The sequence below is a fragment of the Pirellulales bacterium genome (assembly GCA_036499395.1).
GTDB lineage: Bacteria > Planctomycetota > Planctomycetia > Pirellulales > JACPPG01 > JACPPG01.
The window spans coordinates 1-17,990 of the sequence record DASYDW010000134.1; the positions used below are offsets into that span (position 1 = coordinate 1).

General features: G+C 60.3%; 18 protein-coding genes. 8 read left to right on the plus strand and 10 right to left on the minus strand.

Annotated elements, in window-relative coordinates; genetic code table 11:
* Window positions 1-1,174 (plus strand): hypothetical protein (locus tag VGN12_27505; GenBank protein ID HEY4313228.1); only part of this gene is annotated, 1,174 nt, incomplete at its 5' end.
* A gap of 59 nt (window positions 1,175-1,233) precedes the next feature.
* Here VGN12_27505 and VGN12_27510 read toward each other — a convergent pair.
* The 6 genes from VGN12_27510 to rpsB form a co-directional block, all read right to left on the minus strand.
* Window positions 1,234-3,333, minus strand: a complete 2,100-nt coding sequence (locus tag VGN12_27510; protein HEY4313229.1) for a peptidylprolyl isomerase — start codon at window positions 3,331-3,333, stop codon at window positions 1,234-1,236.
* Window positions 3,334-3,523: 190 nt separating this feature from the next.
* Complete coding sequence (locus VGN12_27515) at window positions 3,524-4,303, minus strand: glycerophosphodiester phosphodiesterase family protein (protein HEY4313230.1); 780 nt, start codon at window positions 4,301-4,303, stop codon at window positions 3,524-3,526.
* A 605-nt stretch (window positions 4,304-4,908) separates the two neighbouring features.
* A complete protein-coding gene (gene frr / locus VGN12_27520; protein ID HEY4313231.1) occupies window positions 4,909-5,475 on the minus strand; it encodes a ribosome recycling factor in 567 nt (188 codons plus the stop codon).
* A 45-nt stretch (window positions 5,476-5,520) separates the two neighbouring features.
* On the minus strand, window positions 5,521-6,267 hold the full coding sequence (gene pyrH, locus VGN12_27525; GenBank protein ID HEY4313232.1) for a UMP kinase: 747 nt from the start codon (window positions 6,265-6,267) through the stop codon (window positions 5,521-5,523).
* A 142-nt stretch (window positions 6,268-6,409) separates the two neighbouring features.
* Complete coding sequence (tsf, locus tag VGN12_27530) at window positions 6,410-7,240, minus strand: translation elongation factor Ts (GenBank protein HEY4313233.1); 831 nt, start codon at window positions 7,238-7,240, stop codon at window positions 6,410-6,412.
* A gap of 309 nt (window positions 7,241-7,549) precedes the next feature.
* Complete coding sequence (gene rpsB, locus VGN12_27535; protein HEY4313234.1) at window positions 7,550-8,317, minus strand: 30S ribosomal protein S2; 768 nt, start codon at window positions 8,315-8,317, stop codon at window positions 7,550-7,552.
* Between the two features lie 351 nt (window positions 8,318-8,668).
* Between rpsB and VGN12_27540 the strand changes: the two genes are divergently transcribed.
* Entirely contained in the window at window positions 8,669-9,127 is a 459-nt protein-coding gene (locus VGN12_27540; GenBank protein ID HEY4313235.1) for a hypothetical protein, read from the plus strand.
* A gap of 33 nt (window positions 9,128-9,160) precedes the next feature.
* Here VGN12_27540 and VGN12_27545 read toward each other — a convergent pair whose 3' ends face one another.
* Both VGN12_27545 and VGN12_27550 read right to left on the minus strand, forming a co-directional pair.
* Window positions 9,161-9,676, minus strand: coding sequence for a hypothetical protein (locus VGN12_27545; protein ID HEY4313236.1), 516 nt, complete (start codon window positions 9,674-9,676; stop codon window positions 9,161-9,163).
* A 779-nt stretch (window positions 9,677-10,455) separates the two neighbouring features.
* Window positions 10,456-11,256 (minus strand): PEP-CTERM sorting domain-containing protein, encoded by an 801-nt coding sequence (locus VGN12_27550; protein ID HEY4313237.1) that lies wholly within the window; start codon window positions 11,254-11,256, stop codon window positions 10,456-10,458.
* Window positions 11,257-11,779: 523 nt separating this feature from the next.
* On the opposite strand from VGN12_27550, the gene VGN12_27555 reads away from it, so the two are divergent.
* On the plus strand, window positions 11,780-12,082 hold the full coding sequence (locus tag VGN12_27555) for a hypothetical protein (protein ID HEY4313238.1): 303 nt from the start codon (window positions 11,780-11,782) through the stop codon (window positions 12,080-12,082).
* Between the two features lie 108 nt (window positions 12,083-12,190).
* Here the strand turns inward: VGN12_27555 and VGN12_27560 are convergent, their stop codons facing one another.
* The gene (locus VGN12_27560) at window positions 12,191-12,931 is read right to left on the minus strand and encodes a hypothetical protein (GenBank protein HEY4313239.1); all 741 of its coding nucleotides are present in this window, start codon (window positions 12,929-12,931) and stop codon (window positions 12,191-12,193) included.
* 432 nt (window positions 12,932-13,363) lie between these two features.
* Here VGN12_27560 and ffh point away from each other — a divergent pair, with 432 nt between their 5' ends.
* The 5 genes from ffh to VGN12_27585 all read left to right on the plus strand — a co-directional run bounded on the left by ffh (window position 13,364) and on the right by VGN12_27585 (window position 17,361).
* Entirely contained in the window at window positions 13,364-14,872 is a 1,509-nt protein-coding gene (gene ffh / locus VGN12_27565; protein HEY4313240.1) for a signal recognition particle protein, read from the plus strand.
* Window positions 14,873-15,040: 168 nt separating this feature from the next.
* A complete protein-coding gene (gene rpsP, locus VGN12_27570; GenBank protein ID HEY4313241.1) occupies window positions 15,041-15,484 on the plus strand; it encodes a 30S ribosomal protein S16 in 444 nt (147 codons plus the stop codon).
* Window positions 15,485-15,594: 110 nt separating this feature from the next.
* Window positions 15,595-16,305, plus strand: a complete 711-nt coding sequence (gene trmD, locus VGN12_27575; protein ID HEY4313242.1) for a tRNA (guanosine(37)-N1)-methyltransferase TrmD — start codon at window positions 15,595-15,597, stop codon at window positions 16,303-16,305.
* A gap of 117 nt (window positions 16,306-16,422) precedes the next feature.
* Entirely contained in the window at window positions 16,423-16,791 is a 369-nt protein-coding gene (rplS, locus tag VGN12_27580) for a 50S ribosomal protein L19 (protein HEY4313243.1), read from the plus strand.
* A 153-nt stretch (window positions 16,792-16,944) separates the two neighbouring features.
* Window positions 16,945-17,361: a YraN family protein gene (locus tag VGN12_27585; protein ID HEY4313244.1), complete on the plus strand. Its 417-nt coding sequence runs from the start codon at window positions 16,945-16,947 to the stop codon at window positions 17,359-17,361.
* Window positions 17,362-17,459: 98 nt separating this feature from the next.
* Here the strand turns inward: VGN12_27585 and VGN12_27590 are convergent, their stop codons facing one another.
* Window positions 17,460-17,642 carry a hypothetical protein gene (locus VGN12_27590; protein HEY4313245.1) on the minus strand — a complete coding sequence of 61 codons (183 nt, stop codon included), beginning with the start codon at window positions 17,640-17,642 and terminating at the stop codon, window positions 17,460-17,462.
* Window positions 17,643-17,990: the final 348 nt, after the last annotated feature.

Genomic DNA, 17,990 nt, shown 5'->3' on the forward strand with positions numbered 1-17,990 from the left:
GCAATCCGTGCAGACGACCGGCACGCGCAATAATGAACCGTCGCTGCAGATCGACCTCAAAGGCCCGCTGGTTACCGACGAACTGATTGGCCGGGTTACCGATCTGCGCAACGTCTATGTATGCAACATCAGCGGTCCGAATCTTACGGACGCGGGCGTCGTCCGACTTAAGGACCTCGAAGGAGTCGAGTCGATTCGCATCGGGGGCGAACAATTGACCGACGCTTGTCTGCCGTCGTTAGTGGCTTGCCCGAATCTGAAGCTGCTGGGGCTGAACGCCCCGCAAATTACGGATGCGGGACTGGCGGCGCTCGTCTCGCTACCGAAGGTCACGACGCTGCAACTATTTTTGCCCGCAATCAACGATGCCGGTTTGATTCATCTGGCCAACATGCCGAACCTCGAATACTTGTCGTTAAGCACCAAGCAGTTCACCGACGAAGGTGTTCGCAACCTGGCACGATCGAAATCGCTGGAACAGATCGACCTGTGGAGCCTGGAACTTACGGATCAGTCGCTCGCGGCGGTTGCGTGGATGGAGAAGTTGCAGTCTGTGCAGTTTTTCAGCAAGAAGCTGACGGACGACGGGTTGCTCGCCCTGCGATCGGCGCAGAATTTGGAATCAGTGTTCCTCTACAGCCCGTTGATCACCGATGCCGGCATGGCGGTGTTCGCTGACCTGCCCCACCTGCAGCGCGTTGTGTTGCACGACGCACCAATCACAGACGAGGGGCTGTTAGCTTTGCAAACGTGTAGCGAATTGACGAGCCTTCACTTGAACAACTGCCGCGTGGCCGGTCCGGGCCTGCGCTACCTGGCCGATTGCCAAAAACTCGAGCACCTCGATCTGACGGGGCACGTGCTCAACGACTCGTTGTTCGATTACCTCAGGTTGTTTCCGAAGTTGCGAAATCTGACCGTGGGCGGAGTCGCAGACATGACGCCCGACGAAGGATTGACCGACGAGGGGCTGAAGAAGATCGTCACAGCGAAGGGGCTCGGGTATCTGTACTTCGATTACACGCGCTTCACCGACGACGGCCTCGCGCCGCTTCTGCAGTTGCCGAAGCTGGCGGACGTCTTCGTGCGTTATTCGCCGGGCGTGACCGGCGCCGGTATCGCCAAGTTGAAGCAGGCGATTCCACGCCTACAGGCCGGGCAGTACTCGCATTGATCCGGAATCGCCTTGATTAGGGGCGTTGAACACACGGCCCTGGGGGCGGCGCCGCCCGCTTATTTCAACAGCGGCGTTACGGGGCCGGCGTTGGCCTTCATGCCGCCCGGCATCCGGCTTGCCGTGGGGCCGTTGTGCGAGGTGCGCGGGACGTTGGCGTCGACTTCCTGCTCGGCGCTTGCACGTTGGAACATCGCACGCTCGTCTTGTTTGCCGGACTGCGTGGTGCCGGCCAGGTAATTGTCGATCGTGGCGGCGTCCTGAATCTTGGCGAATTCGTCGGCCATGGCGACGCGCATCTTCTTATCGCGGACGTCGTCGGCGATCTGATTGCGAACCTCTTCGTATTTCACGCTGATCGGCTTGGTGCGGCCCTCGCAGAAGAGGATCACGAACTTTTCGCCGAACTGCACGATGCCGGACAGTTCGCCGGCCCGTAGTTGAAATGCTTCCTGCTCGAGCAGCGGACGGCCGCTGAATCGCTGGATCGGCGGGACTTCGCCTTCCAGGGCGTTGCTGCCGACCTCGATCGAATATTGCGCGGCGAGTTTGCCGAACTGCTTGGCGGCCTCGTCGATCACGGCGCGCACTTCGGGCGAAGGCTCGGACCAGACTCCGCCGGCCGTCCGTTCGGCCGGACGTTTGGCCAGCTTCTCGATCGACGGGATCTTGCGCGCCAGCTCCCACACTTCCTGGGCGCGGCGCTGATGGTTCAAGACGATGGCACGCACGCGGACGCGCGGGCCGTAGTTGGCGTCGAACCCTTTGTGCAAATCTTCTTCCGCGATTTGCACCTTGTCACCGGCCAGCTTCTTTAGCGCTACCTCGGGCCAAATGACCTCGTGCAGGTACACGTCCCAGGCCATCGATTGTTCTTCCATCACGTACTTCTTCCACGCCTCGACGTCAGGTGAACCATCAGGACGCGGCTTCACGCCGATCGACGCCGAGCGCAAGATCTCGGCATCCATTTCCGGCGGTGTAACCTGGATCTTCCTCTTCTGGCAGGCCTGCTCGACCAGCCGGTGATTGATCAGTCCCTTCAGACTGTCCTTGCCGTGCCGCTCGATGCATTCTTCGGCCAGCTCCTGCATCATGATCGGGTTTCCGTTGACGGTGGCGGCAACGCCCGGGTTCTTCGCACGCTTCTCAGGATTGTTGAAGATATTCTCGACGACGGTTTGCTTCTGCAATTCTTCGAACACGTCCTTGGCAGCCAGGCGCAGCTTCTTGTCGCGGATCGCTTCGGTCAGCAGCTTTTGCACCTGGTCCATCGGCACCGGGCGGGCCGCCACCAGGGCTTCGCACTTCATGAAGATAAACTGGTTTTGCACCTGGAAGATTTCCGAGATTTCACCTTCCTTCATGCCGAAGGCGACCTTCTCGATCGTCACGTCTCCCATGTGCTTGCGTACCGGCTGGATCATTCCCTTGGCGCTTGCGCTACCGGCGTCTTCGGATTCTTCCTTGGCGATGTTGCCGAATTCTTCGGGATTCTTCATCACTTCGGCGCGCAGGCCCTGGGCCTTCTTCGGATCGGCAGTCGTGATCACGCGGACCTGCACGGCTGGGCCGAACTGCGTCTCGTAAGCTTGTTGCAGATCTTCGGGCGTGACTTGCAGCCGTGAATCGGCCAGCTTGCGCAGGGCCAACGTCGGCCAGACGATGTCTTTGGCATATTGTGCCGTGGTGATGCCGCGCTCGTCCTTCAGCATCGAAAGCCATTGCTGGGTGGGCATGCCGAAGCGGTCGGCCATGCGATCAATCTCGGCATCGACCTCCTTAGTCGTGATGACGATGTTGCGCATCTTGCAGTGCTCGGCGATCAAATACTTGTTGACCAGACTTTCGAGCACGTCCTTGCCGTGATGCAACATGCACTCGCGCCCCAGATCGTCGCGCGTGATCTGTTGATTGTTGACCACCGCCATGATCCGCATCTTCTGCTCGACGGGCGGAGCGGCCTTGGCCGTGCTGGAGCTCTTCGACGGAGCCTTGGCGGTCAGAGGAAATTGAGCGCCGGCGGGCGCCGGTCCCCACAGAGCGCGAACCGCGATGGCGGTTCCCACGATCGAAAGCGTTCCGGCGACAAGCGCCAGTCGATTTTTCCAGGTCCTGCGCGCGTAAAGCTGCGGCGCTCCGGCTTCCATGCCTGACATGCCGTATCTCCGGTCAAATTGGGTCAGCGAATCGCGAAGGATGCGGGTAGGTCAACCCATCTCCTTCGCGCGCGGGGGGATCAATGGGCGGGGGAGTATAGGTAGACCGGTCGGAACGGGTCAAGGCCGATGATGCCCGGACGCTGGCAGCGGGATGCTAGCGAGACGAGTGCGGGCGATGGCCGGCTGGCTAGTGCGGGCGCGTCGCGGATACCACGCGTTTGATCACGTCGGGCAGGTTGCTTGTGATCATGTTGATGCCCTGGCCGATCAATTCTTCGGCCCGCCGCGGGTCGTCGACGGTCCAGACCGATGCGCGCAGCCCGCGCTCGTGAATGGCGTCGATGAACGATTTGGTGAGATGCTCGTTGTTCCAGCCGACGAACTTCGCGCCGAACGATGTAATTTCGTCGAGTTGGCTGGCGGTCAAATCGTGCTCGCCAAGGGCCCCGAGCGTCAGGTGCGGCGCCAGCCGATGGCACTCGCGCAGAAAATCCCAATCGAAGGCCATCACCGCCACACGGGCCGCGCAGTGCTTGCGCTCGATCAACTCGACGAACGTCGCGGCGTCCCCCGACTTGCGTTCGATCAAGGGAAGCGAGCCGGGCAGGATCGCGTTGATTGCTTCTTCGAGCGTGGGAATGCGCGTGCCGGCGAACTGCGGCGCAAACCAACTGCCAGCGTCGAGCATTTTTAGCTCCGCCAGGGTCTTCGTGGCTAGCGGGATCTTTTCACCGCCCCAGAAGGTGCGGGCGTTCGTCAGCCGATCCAGTTCTTCGTCGTGAAAAGCAACGGGCACGCCGTCAGCCGTGTGCAGATAATCGAGCTCGACCATGTCGACGCCCAATCGCACGGCGGCCTCGAAGGCGGGCAGCGTATTCTCCGGGGCAACGCGACTAGCCCCGCGATGCGCCACAACGGCCACCCGAGACATCCGCATCACGCCGGCGATGGGAGTGACAATAGTCATGAGGAGAATGATGAGCGATGAATGCAGAATAATGAACGAAAGAGGGAACGATCGCAGCGGACGAAAATCTGGTCGTGATTTCTCATTTGGGGCGAGTTTTAGCTCAAAGTTGCTGGCCTAGTCGGCTTTGGATTTATAGTCCGCCTGCCGCTTCATTATTAACGATCGACGCCAATGATAGTTACCGCGCATTCAGGAAAGAGCGACTGGATCCGACGGGCTTCGCGAGCTGAATAGTCATCGGAGGGAAGAAAAAGGTCCATATCCACGACAGGCTTGTCTCCCAGCAGTCGCCAAACAAACGGAATATTTGTTTGCGGAGGCGGCCCTGCGGCGACGTGGATGAAGCGGCGGAGTGAGAGGGCTGGATTCGGCTGTACTGCTACGTTTCTCGGTCGATACTCAAACAGGCGAAGAAACTCGGTAGTCCGGAGTAGCCGGTCTCGCTCGCGTATCTGATGCAGCTCGCATCCCAGCCAAATCGCAAATACTGTCACGACGATGAGCATCGTCCCAATGCCAAATTGAAACCATCGTCGGCGGGCGGGCGGAGGGGATGGCGTCATTTTGACGGCGCAGAGACCGGCAAACCGGCAACCGTCGCCTTACTCTTCCATGACTTCAGCTTCGCGCGAGCGGGCTAGTTCGTTGGCGCGGGATTCGTACTTCTTGGTGAGCTCTTGAATCTCTTCCTTGAGACCTTTGGAATCATCCTCGGACATTTTCTTGTCCTTTTCGGCCTGGTCGGCGTCCTTGTTGCCGTCGCGGCGGACGTTGCGGATCGCGACCTTGGCCTCTTCGGTCAGCTCCTTGATGCGGCCCACCATCTTGCGACGCACTTCGCCCGATAGCGGCGGTACGTTCAGGCGCAGCACGCGACCGTCGCTCATAGGATTGAAGCCCAGCCCACTGGCTTGGATCGCCTTTTCAATGTCCTTGAGCGTGCCTGGGTCGAAAGGGCGAATCACGATTTGCGAGGGCTGGTCCGGAGGCACGCCGACGCTGGCCAGTTGCTTCATCGGAACGGGCGAGCCGTAGGCTTCGACCCGCAGCGAATCGACCAGGCCAGGGTTAGCGCGGCCGGTGCGAATGCCGGTCAGCGAGTGTTTCAGCACGTCGATCGCTTTGTCCATCCGTTCTTCGACGTCCAGCAAAATATCGTCGGCGCTCATGAGGCATCCAAGTGATGAGTGATGAATGAGGAACGGATGCGCTGGCTATCGTGCTTCGGCGACTTTGCTGCGGATCAGGGTTCCAATCTTTTCGCCACTGACGGCACGCACGATGTTTCCTTCCTTGCGGAAGTTGAAGACCTTGATCGGCATGTCGTGTTCCATGCACTGCGTGATCGCGGTCGAATCCATCACGCGCAAATTCTGTTCGCGAACGGCGTGGTAGGTCAACTCGCTGTAGAGCACGGCGTGCGGGTTCTTTTCCGGGTCGTCGCTGTAGACACCGTCGACGCGGGTGGCCTTGAGCAGGATATCGGCGTCCAACTCCAAAGCCCGCTGCGCGGCCGCGGTATCGGTCGTAACGAACGGGCTGCCGGTGCCGCAGGCAAGGATCACGATCCGACCCTTTTCCAGGTGCCGGGTGGCACGACGGCGGATGTAGGGCTCGGCGACGCCGTCCATGCGGATGGCCGACGAGAGCCGCGTGGCGCAGCCGACCGATTCCAAGGCGTCCTGCAGGGCCAGGCCGTTGATGACCGTGGCCAGCATGCCCATGTAATGGCTCGTGGCTTCCTGGATGCGCGCACTGGCCGAGGCGAACTGCGCGCCGCGCAGAATATTGCCGCCGCCGATCACGATCGCAATCTGCACGCCACGTGCGGCGGCCTTCGCAGTTTGCTCCGCGATGTGGACGACTGCCTCCATGCTGATCCCGCGTTCTCCGGCGTGGCTGAAACTCTCGCCCGAGAGCTTCAACACGACGCGCTTGTAACTCGGCGGAACGTCGGACATCGTCGTTTACTTCCGTGTGCTAGGGTATGGTTCAGTTCTCATGGCACGACAGGTTGTTCGTCGAGCGCGACTCATGGTCGCACTTCGTGAAAAACGATCCCGCCATGACGTAAAACCAAGTATAGGACGCGAAATTCGCGGACTACGACTTGCCCAATTCCCACAGGATAAACCGCTTCAGCTTCATCGCGGCCTCTTTGGCCACGGTGCCGACGGTCTTCTTGTCGTCCTTCACGAACGGCTGCTCGCTGAGGACCCGGTCGGCGTAGAAATTCTTCATCCGCCCCTCGACCATCTTGGCCAGGATGTTCTCGGGCTTACCTTCCTTGCGGGCGGCCTCGGTCAGAATTTCGCGCTCTTTGTCGACGGCTGCCGAATCGAGGTCTTCCTTCGTCACGGCCGAGGGACGCATCGCGGCGACATGCATCGCGATCTCTTTCGCCGTGTCGGCGTTGCCCCCTTCGACCTCGATCAGCACGCCGGTGCTGCCGGTGTGATGGGCGTAGCCGCCGGTCGGCGCGTCGATTCGGACGATCCGCGACAGGTTGAACACCTCGCGGATGCGATTGAACATGTCGAGCTTCACTTCGGCGAGCGTCTGACCCGGCTTGCTGGGCGAGGGCTGGGCGAGCAGCTCGTCAGGCGTTTTGGCCCCGGGGCCTGTGGCCAATTGCTTGGCCAGGTCGTTGGCAAATTGAATGAACTCGGCGCTGCTGGCGACCGGAGCGCTTTCGCACTGCAGTTCGACCATGGCGCCCACGCCCTTGGCCATGTCGACGTAGACCGCCACGCGGCCGGCCGAGGTTTCGCGACCGACGCGCGTCTCGGCCGTCTTGATCCCCGCCTTGCGCAGCAATTCGACGGCGGTATTCTCATCGCCCCCGGCATCCTGCAGCGCCTTCTTACAATCCATCATGGGCAGTCCGGTGCGTTCACGCAGCGCCATGACCGCCTTTGCGGTGATCTCTGCCATAGTTGATTTATCTCCCTTTAACGGCCTGTGGTTAAAGCCTTGATGATTATTGTAGCGAGGTCGACATGGTGAGCGCCGAACTCGGCAAATAGTTAGACAATACCGACCGCGCGCCAGGTTCACGCCCAGGACACGCTCGCGGCACGAACGACTGCTCAAAGGCAACGCCCCGCCGTCGGTCTTTCGAGAAAGAACCCGTCGCCGGGATACCGTGCGAACAACAACAAAGACGAGGATTGGGAATCGGCCGCAGGGCACGACGCCGGGCGAGATTTCTCTGCCGACGGGCGCCCGCGATCCGGCGTTCCTCTACTCGGCGTCTTTGTCGCTGCCGTCGTCCGGGCTGGTGTAGGCGTCCATCTGGCCCTTGTCCTTGCCGCCTAGGCCGGCTGCACCGCTGGCTTTGCCTTCCAGAACGGCGTCCGCCAGTTGCTGCACGACCAGCTCGATCGAACGAATGCTGTCGTCGTTACCGGGGATGGGCAGATCGACCACGTCTGGATCGCAGTCAGTATCGATCAAGGCCACGGTCGTGACGCCCAGCGCGCGGGCCTCGCGAATCGCGTTCTTTTCCTTCTTCGGATCGATCACGATCATGCACTCGGGCAGACGGTTCATCGTGCGGATGCCGTCGAGGTTGCGCATCATCTTGCGATATTCGCGATTGAGCGCCGATTGCATCTTCTTCGAGTACGCGGCCATCTGATCGCCAGTCTTTAGAGCGTCGAGCTCTTCCAGACGGGTCAAACGGCTGCGAATCGTGCGGAAGTTCGTCAGCGCTCCGCCCAGCCAGCGATCGTCGACATAGGGCATGCCGCAGCGGCGCGATTCGCGCTCGATGGTCTCGGACGCCTGACGCTTGGTTCCGACGAACAGTACCAGGCTGCCGCCGGCCGCGACCTGGCTGATGTACTTCTTGGCGCGGATCAGCCCGCGGATCGTTTCGCGGACGTCAATGATATGAATCAGGTTGCGGCGGCCATAGATATAGGGCCGCATCTTGGGATTCCAACGACTGGCCCTGTGGCCGAAGTGAACTCCCGCTTCGATCAACTCCTTAACGAGAACTGTCGACACTTGTAGCTCCTCGCTCGTGGCACACCGGCAAAAGTCCCATGGGGCGAGAAGGTCGCCCGGGGCGTCCGGCGTTCAATTACGCACTCGGCCTGGGGTGTCGTGGGACGGGCAAATGCCTGTCCTACAGAGTGCGGGCCGTTCGCACTGGCAAGCCCGGTAGTTTACCGGGGTTTCCGAAGGGGGTCAATTCGGGGTGGGGTGCGGAGTACAGGTTCACGGCGGACCGCGCCCGAATAGATAGAAGTGTGAACCGCTGGAACTGGCTGCAGGACGTGCTTGTAGAGGGCGCGGCTCGCCAGGGGCTGCGATCTGCAATTGCAATTGGCGTTCGGATGCTGAGAACAACCCCAGTTGAAGGCCATCTGGCCCGTGCAGGTCGATCTCTTCGGCGCGGAAACGCTTCGGGAATTCGAAGCGAAATGTCTTCGCCTGCTCATGTTCGACCAGAGTCATCCGATCGTAGTGAATCAACAGGCTGGAGTCGGCGAACTGCGGACCGCCGTGTTTCACATCGCCGTGCCAGGTTCCTTCCAAAAATGTTCGTTTGGTTTCGCGAAACAATACGACCGCCAGCGCCACGACGGCCATCATCGCGAGCATGGTGGTCGTGCCGAAACGGAGCCGCTGGCGCAGGTTCGTTTTAACAAGTCGGCTGCGGGCAACCGGCGTTTTCATTTTCAGCCAAAGAAGGAAACTCACAGTTGCGGCGGCAAAACAAACCCCGGCAACGATTGTTCCGACTGCGACGATGAATTCCATGGAGCTTTTTTTCGAATGACCGTCACGGAAAGTCTTGGGATTACAGGCTAGCGGCACAAACGGCTGACGCGTGCCTTTCATCGGTCATGGGCGAACCCAGCGAATCGTCTTCGACGGATCATGGCCACGCGGAGGGACTTCGACAACCAACGAGGGGGAGGCCGCGTTTAGTTGAGAAACGGCCTCTGGTCCAAAGCTGCCATCGTTCGGTACGACGAGCACCTCCAGATCGGGGAGGCGCCGCAGCACGTCGAGCCCGTCGTCATCAGTGGCGGTGCCGAACAGGTCTAATACCCGCAGCTGTCGGGACGAAACGAGGCTGGCGATACCCTTGTTTGTAATCGGGTTTTTCCACACTTGCAGCAATTGAAGTTTCGATTGACTTGCGATCGCGGCGAAATTCGCATCATCGATCTCACACGCGCCTGCCACCAGTTCTTTGAGAGTATTGGGGGGCAGGGTAGCTAAAAACTCTCCGCGAACATTGCAACCTTGAATGCGAATGGTTTCCGGCGCATTTTTGCCGATGATCTTCGTCAACCCCGCGTCGGAGAGCGAGGGGCATGGGGAGTAGAACGAAATCTCCTCGATCGTGTTCACCGACCCGAACAGATCCGCGATCCGATCAGCATCCTGGTCATCGAGAACTTCTTCGAAACCGACTTCGGTCAGGCGGCGGAAGATCGGCAGTCCCATTTCCCGGATGAAAGGCCTGATCCAGCGAGGCGAACGTTCGGCCGTGTAGGCGAAAGAGCCACGATCATGCAGGAGCCTCACAATGCGATCTGCTTCGATCGCCTGGGATTCCTGGTATTTGATCCACGCAAGCGCGATGGCTGCGAGTGTAAAGACGCCGGCAAGATCGGCTAGTGTGAAACGCCAAAGAGAGCCACGACGCGCAAGCCGATATTCGAAGATTGCGACAGCGGCCGACACAGCTAGGACGCCGACAACAACGTCAATTGTTATGCCGCGGAAGTCGAAAGGGCCGGCCTGTTTCTGCCAAACCCACGACGTTTCATTCGCGCCATTCCCATCAGCGAACTTAGAGGGCCACCCGTATTCGTGCGAAAACTGGGGGGCTTGGGTCTGAATGTATGTCGGGACATGTCCGCAGAAAGCGATAGGGCCGGCGGAAACGAGGTCTCCGTGACAATTCAAAACGCCAACTGCCGCTGCAATCAGGACGGCAGAAATCAACGAAACTCGATGTGGCCGACGGAAGTAATTGAAGGGGAAATTGCCCATAACTGGCATTCTATCGCGAGTGACCGCGAATAGCCGCTGCGTCCATGAAAAGGGCCGGCCTGACTCATTGCCAGGCCGGCCTGATTCACAGGTTCTCGTTGGTTGACGATGCGCGCTTGCACCGAAAGAGATTACGACGTGCGGAAGCGCCGACGCGCGATCAACGCCGCGCCGCCGAGGGCTACCAGAATCCAGGTTGCGGGCTCGGGCACTACGGCTGTGGCGACGACCTGGCCTGAATAGGTTTCCAGGACGGTCGCCGGGCCGACGGTAAGTGACGAGCTGGCGAAGATCGGCAAAGTCAGCGTGTAGACGTTGCCGCTGACCGTGAGTGTGCCGCCGGAGAGTTGATTCACATCGAAGCCTGACAGGGGATCGGTGCCGATGAACGGCCCCGAGGGGAACGTCAGATTGGCATCGGCCTGGCCACCAGCGAGGACCAAGGAGACCTGATCCGCTCGAAATGAACTGCCGCTTAGAGCGATCGCGCCACTGCGGATATCGCCCACGAATCCCCGCACGGCAATCAATCCAGCACCGCCCGGTCCGGGTCCGCCGACGAGGCCAGGGATCGACGCCAGCAGCCCGTACTGACCGGAGGCACTGCCAGGGTACGTTCCGCCCACGGCCGGCGAAACGGGCGAGGATTGCAGGCCAAATTGAGCGTTAGCTGTGGATATGAACGTCAGGATATTGCCGGTAATGTCGACGTTCTGTGTGCCCGACAGGCTTGTCCGGTCGCTGCCGGGGAATTGCGCGGTGGTGATGGGAACGCCCGGCTTGCTATCGAGCGAAAGGGTCAAGCCGCTTCGCGTGCTGTCGATTGTGAATGTCATTTGTTTGCCGAAGGCAATCGGCGTTGAAACCGCGAATGCGGCCACTAATACCGCGCCGATTGTTGTCGTCAGAAGACGACCGGTCCATTTCTTCATGAGCGTGCTCCGAATGTACAAAGATGCCGACTTAACAATTGAGATAATTACGACAGCGCACGAGGTACTGGCGACGGTTTCAGGCGCAAGGGCGTGCGCGCAGCGCGGTCAGCGAATTCGCTGCGCAAGAGGAACTCGGCGATTTCCGCCCCATTACGGGACGGACCTGCCGAATCGCAGATCGGGAATAATCGATCTCTATACTGCCCCATTGCCCATGCCTGCCCCGGCAAATACCCGAAACGTTCCCCCAGATACTCTGAGAGACGTCGTCCAAGACGCCGCGGACCGTTTTCACGAATCCGCCGTAGCCGAACGATAAAGGTGAAACCGTGAGAAGGCAAGAAGGAAGTTTATGTAACTCTTGCCAAATTCGATGAGCGGGCCGAAAGGATTTCCGGGCACGTCGAACGCCCAACTTCGATAAGTCCGATTAAACTGCCGAGCGGTAACCCCGCGGGATTTGAAATCCAGGCTATTTTTATTGCGGGATGCGGGAGCGGCGGCACGGTAGGATCGGGGCATGGTCGACGTGCTCCGCAAAATGATCGAGATCACCGCGATCGTTGTCGTCATTGCCGTTGTGTGCCGGCTCATTGCCGATTTCGATCGAGGCAGGCGGCGTTTGTTTCTCGCGCCGCTCCTGTGCACTCTCGTCAGTGTGGTTCTACTCGGCGGTTGGGGTTCCAGCTGGCTCGCCAGGAAGCAGGGGTGGGCGGACAGTGTCGTTCTGCTCAGCCCGCTGGTAGGACTCGTAGCCTACGGTGTCTTAGTGCGCCTGGCTCATTGGTTGGGGCGAATCTCAACGAAGGACACGGATGCCTGAGGGGCGACGGCATCCGGACGCTGGTCGGCTCGGCCTGCGGCCATTCCCACCCCGTTAGGGCTTGCCAATGCTTCGGAAATCGGCCCATCCCGATCACGCCTGGGCGGTTTAGCCTGGATTTTGTGCCTGCCATTCTGATCCCCGCACGAGACGCGATTCGGGGAATAGCCCCTGAAGGCGCTGTTCGCTTCCCTCTTGGACAACGATCTCGGCAACTCCGAGTTCACCGAACCAGCGTAGGGACCATGGTGCGCCAACCGTGTTCCATGATCGCAGTGGTATAGCTGCCTGTTGTAATGCAATGTGCCGCTGCTTAGCCCAATTCAGGTTATATCCCAACCAGCAAGCCGCGACCCCGAGGAGCATGAACAGGATGTGACGCGTATAGAGAGAAATGTTGCGCGCGGAATTATCCATCCAGGTGCGCCTAAGCATTTGGCCGCGTTGACTCGCGGCGATCACCCAGCCGATTTTCCAAGCAACAATCGCGGCCAGGACCCAAACGGGTAGGATCAGCCGTTCGGCGGCGATCAGCACGATCATCCGGTATTCCGTGCCCCTTATATTGCCCCTGGCGGAGATGAAAATGCACTTTCGACAAACAGGAAACTGATCAAAATCAACAGCTATTCGCTCATTGACGACCGGACCGTCCGCATATTTCCAGCGCAACCAAAACTTTTTGCCGGGGGAACTTCTTTGCGCGGGCACCGACCAAATGCTGTAGGTGCCTGGGGGGGCGAAGGCGATCCAACCTAGAAAAAGGGCCATACCCGTCCATGCAACAAGCAATGTTCGCAGGTTGAAGCGAAACCATCGTCGGTGGTTGGGCGGGGGCGACCGGTTCATGACGCCATTCTAGAGCGGCGGCCCGATTTTCTGCAGGGCAACAGAGCTCGGTGCCAAGGAGCAATTGGCTATACCGCGGCCTCGACTTCCCCGCGTCGCGTTCCTGCTCGACGGCGAACCGCCAGCCGGCTCAGGGGGGTGGCATCAGGTCCGCCTTAACCCCCTTCCTACCCCCCGACTTAACTCTCTAACGAGGATTGCCAACCTGGGCTGGGATGGGCTAGAATCCTGGTTTTCGCCTCAATCGACCAGTGTCAACCCACGTAGCCCAATCCGCCTCGGCTGAGCCGGGGAGCGCGGCTGCGGTTGGGATGCGCTCGTTTCTGCCCATGATCCGCTGCGTGCGGGGCGTGGTTGTGGGGACTCGATTCGAGGTCCGTGGCTTGCCTTCGTGGCGGGCCTGCCAAGTGGTATCGCATCGCGAGCCTGCGCATGTTTGAGTCGTTGCAAGAAGGCCTGAGTTCCGCATTTCGGTCGTTGAGCGGCAAAGCCCGGCTCAGCGAGTCGAACATGCGCGACGGTCTGCGCCTGGTGCAACAATCGCTGCTCGAGGCCGACGTCAGCTTTCCGGTCGTGAAGCAGTTCATGGACCGGGTCAGCGAGCAGGCCGTCGGCGAGCAAGTGCTGAAGAGTCTGCGCCCCGAGCAGCAAGTTGTCGGCATCGTTTACAACGAGCTGGTCAACCTGATGGGCCCGGTGGACCACTCGCTGCATCTGAAGCCGGATCTGACGATCCTGATGATGTGTGGCCTGCAAGGTTCGGGCAAAACGACCACCTGCGGCAAGTTGGCCCGCATGATCAAGGAGCGCGGCCGAAAGCCGATGCTCGTGGCGGCCGACCTTCAGCGTCCGGCGGCCGTGCATCAGTTGCAGGTCATTGGCGAGCAAATCGGCGTGCCGGTTTACGTCGAAGAAGGATCGCAGGATCCGGTCGCCGTTTGCCAGAACGCCGTCAAGCATGCGAAAACGACGGACGCGCAGGTCATAATTCTCGATACGGCCGGTCGACTGCACATCGACGACGAGTTGATGCAGCAGTTGCAGCGGATCGACCGCCGTGTCACGCCCGACCAGGTCTACCTGGTGGTCGACGGTATGACCGGCCAGGATGCGGTGAACAGCGCAAAGGCGTTCAATGACGCCTTGGAGTTGGACGGCTGCATCATGACCAAGCTCGACGGTGACGCCCGCGGCGGCGCTGCGTTGAGCGTGAAGGCCGTCACCGGCGTACCGCTGAAATTCATGGGCACGGGCGAACACCTCGACGCCCTCGAAGAATTTCATCCGGACCGCATGGCCAGCCGCATCCTGGGCATGGGGGACGTGCTAACGCTGGTCGAGCAGGCGCAGCAGAAGTTTGACCAGGACGAGATGGCCAAGCAGGAGGAACGCCTCCGCCGCGGCGAATTCACGCTGGACGACTTCCGCAAGCAGCTCAGTCAGATCGGCCGCTTGGGCCCCTTGAACAAGGTCATGGGTATGATCCCCGGCATGGGCGGTCTAACCAAGATGATGGGGGACGTCGATGCCGAAGGGGATATGAAGCGGCTCGTGGGAATCATCGATTCGATGACGGCCCAAGAGCGGCGCAATCCCTCGAAAACGATCGACACCGGGCGCCGCCGCCGCATCGCAGCGGGCGCAGGCGTCGAGCCGTCCGAAGTGAATCAATTGGTCAAGCAGTTCGACGGCATGGCCGACATGATGAAGCGCATGTCCGGCCTGGGCATGCGCGAACGGATGCGCGAAGTGCAGCAATTGCAGAAGGGTTTTCAGGATCCGGGCGCGCTGCTCACGAAGCAGAAGAAGGGGACCGGCAAACGCTTGTCGGCTCAGGAGCGCACCGACCTGAAAAAGCAGCGTGAGAAGGAAATGCGGCGCCGCAAGCGAGATGGAAAGCGAGACCGCGACGGCGACAACAGTAATCCTGGGCAGAAGTAAGTAATCCTGGGCAAAACAGGCCCGGACGTAACTGATCCGCGGCAGACAAAAAACGGGGACTACGGCTGGCTTGTCCAGCAGTGCCCGCAAAGAACCAACAGCAACCTGGACAAAACATTTCAAACCGGACGCATCGCGCGTCGCAGCCAAATTTTTAGGAGGACCCGAGTGGCAGTCAGGATTCGTATGAAAAAGATGGGGCGGAAGCATCGGCCGTTCTTCCGCATTTGCGCGGTCGACTCGCGCAACCCGCGTGATGGAGCGGTGCTCGAAGAGTTGGGCACCTATGATCCTTTGGTTCCCCATGTCGACGCCCGCGTGTTGTTGAACGTCGATCGGATGGACTACTGGCTCTCGGTCGGCGCCAAGCCGAGCGTGAACGTCAACGTGTTCATCCAGAAGTACGGCTCGAAGGGGACGCACCTGGACGAGCAAAAGACGGCCCGCGCGCAGTTGTCGCTGCCGAAGCAGGTGCCCCCCGCGCCGGAGCCGGTCTTCATTTACACGAAGCCCGAGCCTGCCAAGGCGGAAGCCGCGAGCGAAGAGCCCGTAGCCGTCGTGGCCGAGGGAGCGAGCGAAGAACCAGCGGCCGAAGCCGCTCAAGAGTCGTAAGAAGTTTGCCGTGGGACTGTAATGCGGGCGGTTCGAGTACCACTTGGCAATCGCAGTTCCAAGGGCGGAAGCGCAACGCCGTGAACCCAAGATGCGTAGTTTGATGTGCCATGCGATTCGACGTGCTGACCTTGTTTCCGGAAATGTTTCCGGACTATCTGGGGCAAAGCCTGTTGAATCTTGCGCGCCAGAGCGGTCTGGTCGACGTGCGGCTGCACAACATTCGCGATTGGGCGCACGACCGGCATAAGACGGTCGACGATCGTCCCTTCGGCGGCGGACCCGGCATGGTGCTGAAGGTCGAGCCGGTGGTGGAATGTGTCGAGGCGGTGCGGGCCGAAGCCGACGAGCCAGGACATTTGATCATGCTGACGCCGCAAGGGCGGCGGCTGAATCAGAGCGTGGTCGAAGAGCTGGCCGGCAAACGGCGTTTGCTTCTGTTGTGCGGACGATACGAGGGATTTGACGAGCGGGTACGAACGATCCTTGCGCCGGACGAGATTTCGATCGGCGACTTCGTGCTCAACGGCGGTGAAGTGGCGGCGATGGTCGTGATCGATACCGTGATCCGGCTGGTGCCGGGAGTATTGGGCGACGAACAGAGCCATCAGCAGGACTCATTTACCGGAAAAGATCGACTGCTCGAGTTTTCGCAGTACACGCGTCCTCGCGAGTTTCGCGGCCACGAAGTGCCAGAGATTTTGCTCAGCGGCAATCACCCCGAGATCGCCCGCTGGCGGCAGCAGGAACGGATCGAGCGAACGCAACAGCGATCGGCCGACCGGCAAGCATCGGCAGGAACGAGAAGCGACAACCAGTAAACGGCGACAATCAATAAACTGCCCCGCGGGCGACGACAGTTCACGGCGTAAAAGCAAACACAGCGTGCGAATACACGCAGCGTACGAATAAACATTGCAACGAAAGGATAACCGGCGATGAGCCAGCAGCTACTTAACAAGGTGGAAAAAGGGAGCCTGCGCGAGCAAGTGCCCACGTTCAATATCGGCGACACCGTCGATGTGCATACGCGCATTCTGGAAGGGGACAAGGAACGTATCCAGATCTTCAATGGCGTCGTGATTGCCCGCAGCGGATCGGGCACCCGAGAGATGTTCGTGGTGCGCCGCATCGTGCAGGGTGAAGGCGTCGAGCGCAAGTTCCCGCTGCATTCGCCACGCATCGCGAAAATCGAGGTCAAGCGTTCCGGCATCGTCCGCCGGGCCAAGCTGTATTTCCTCCGCGATCGCATTGGCAAGGCCGTCCGTCTGCGTGAGAAGCGTACCAACAAGCCGCAGGAAGCTTAGTCATTGTCGACGGCGCTCTGGCGCAGCAGTAATGGCACAGGGGCGCCGTTTGCCCGCGAGCAAACGGCGTTTGACGATTGGCCGATTGAGCTTTGTGGCGCCTAGCAATCTTCGTGGCGGGCCAACGTCGATCCGATGTTAGGGGTTTTCGCCATGCGATTCCTCGGCTGGTTGGCGCGGTTTCGAAAGCCGGGCTCGCTTGGCCAACGGGGTGAAGTCGCGGCGGCCCGCTTTCTGAAACGGCGCGGGTACAAGATCGTGGCCCGCGGCGATCGGGCCGTGCTGGGCGAGCTGGACCTGGTGGCGGTCGATGGCCGCACGATCGTCTTCGTGGAAGTGAAAACGCGCGCCTCACAAGATGCCGGCAATCCGGCCGAGGCCGTGGACGCGGAAAAGCAGCGCCGTCTGACTCGTGTGGCGCTCGCCTACTTGCGACGACACGAGCTGCTCGAGCACCCGGCCCGCTTTGACGTCGTGGCCGTGACCTGGCCTGCGAATTCTACGCAGCCACGGATTGAGCACATTGTCCATGCCTTCGAGGCGGCGGGACCGCAGGGCATGTACAACTAAAGCCGCGCGACACCGACTCGAGGCCAGTGCCGCACGGCTTGAATCCCGACTGCACCGCGATCGGGCGTTCGCGGTGCCGGATAGTGTTCGCTTCGAATTTACAGGCCGTAATGACGACGGCGACGACGATGCACACCGGCCGCATTAGATTTTGCCGGCTGATGGCTGGTGCCGCGGGTTGATACCGGGGCACGACGCTTATCAAAACTCTTACGCAGACGCTTGGGCGCGGGGCGTTCGACGGAATTATCTCCAAAAGAATCCATCGATTCGTGCGACATTAGCTTTCTCCTTGTTTGAGTTACACACGCTTCCCAACCAACCGGCGGGCTCGCCAAAGCCCTGCCGGCCGCCGCGTGCCGGAATATCCGGCTCAATAACCGCGGCCTCGAATACGATCGCTTGCTTGCCGTCCGGTCGAGATTCGCTTGCGGCCCTCGACCGGGCGGACGCTTGTAACGCAAGCACCATGCCAACGGGGAAACATGCCCGGGCGATCTGGGGAATCGCTGCAAACACCCTGAAAACGGGACTTTGCAGCGAGTGAGGCGATCGAGTCGCCAGGCGTCTTCGCGAAGGCTCTCACCACGCTGGTGAGAGGCTGTCCAAAGGCCTTAAGGCATTTCCGA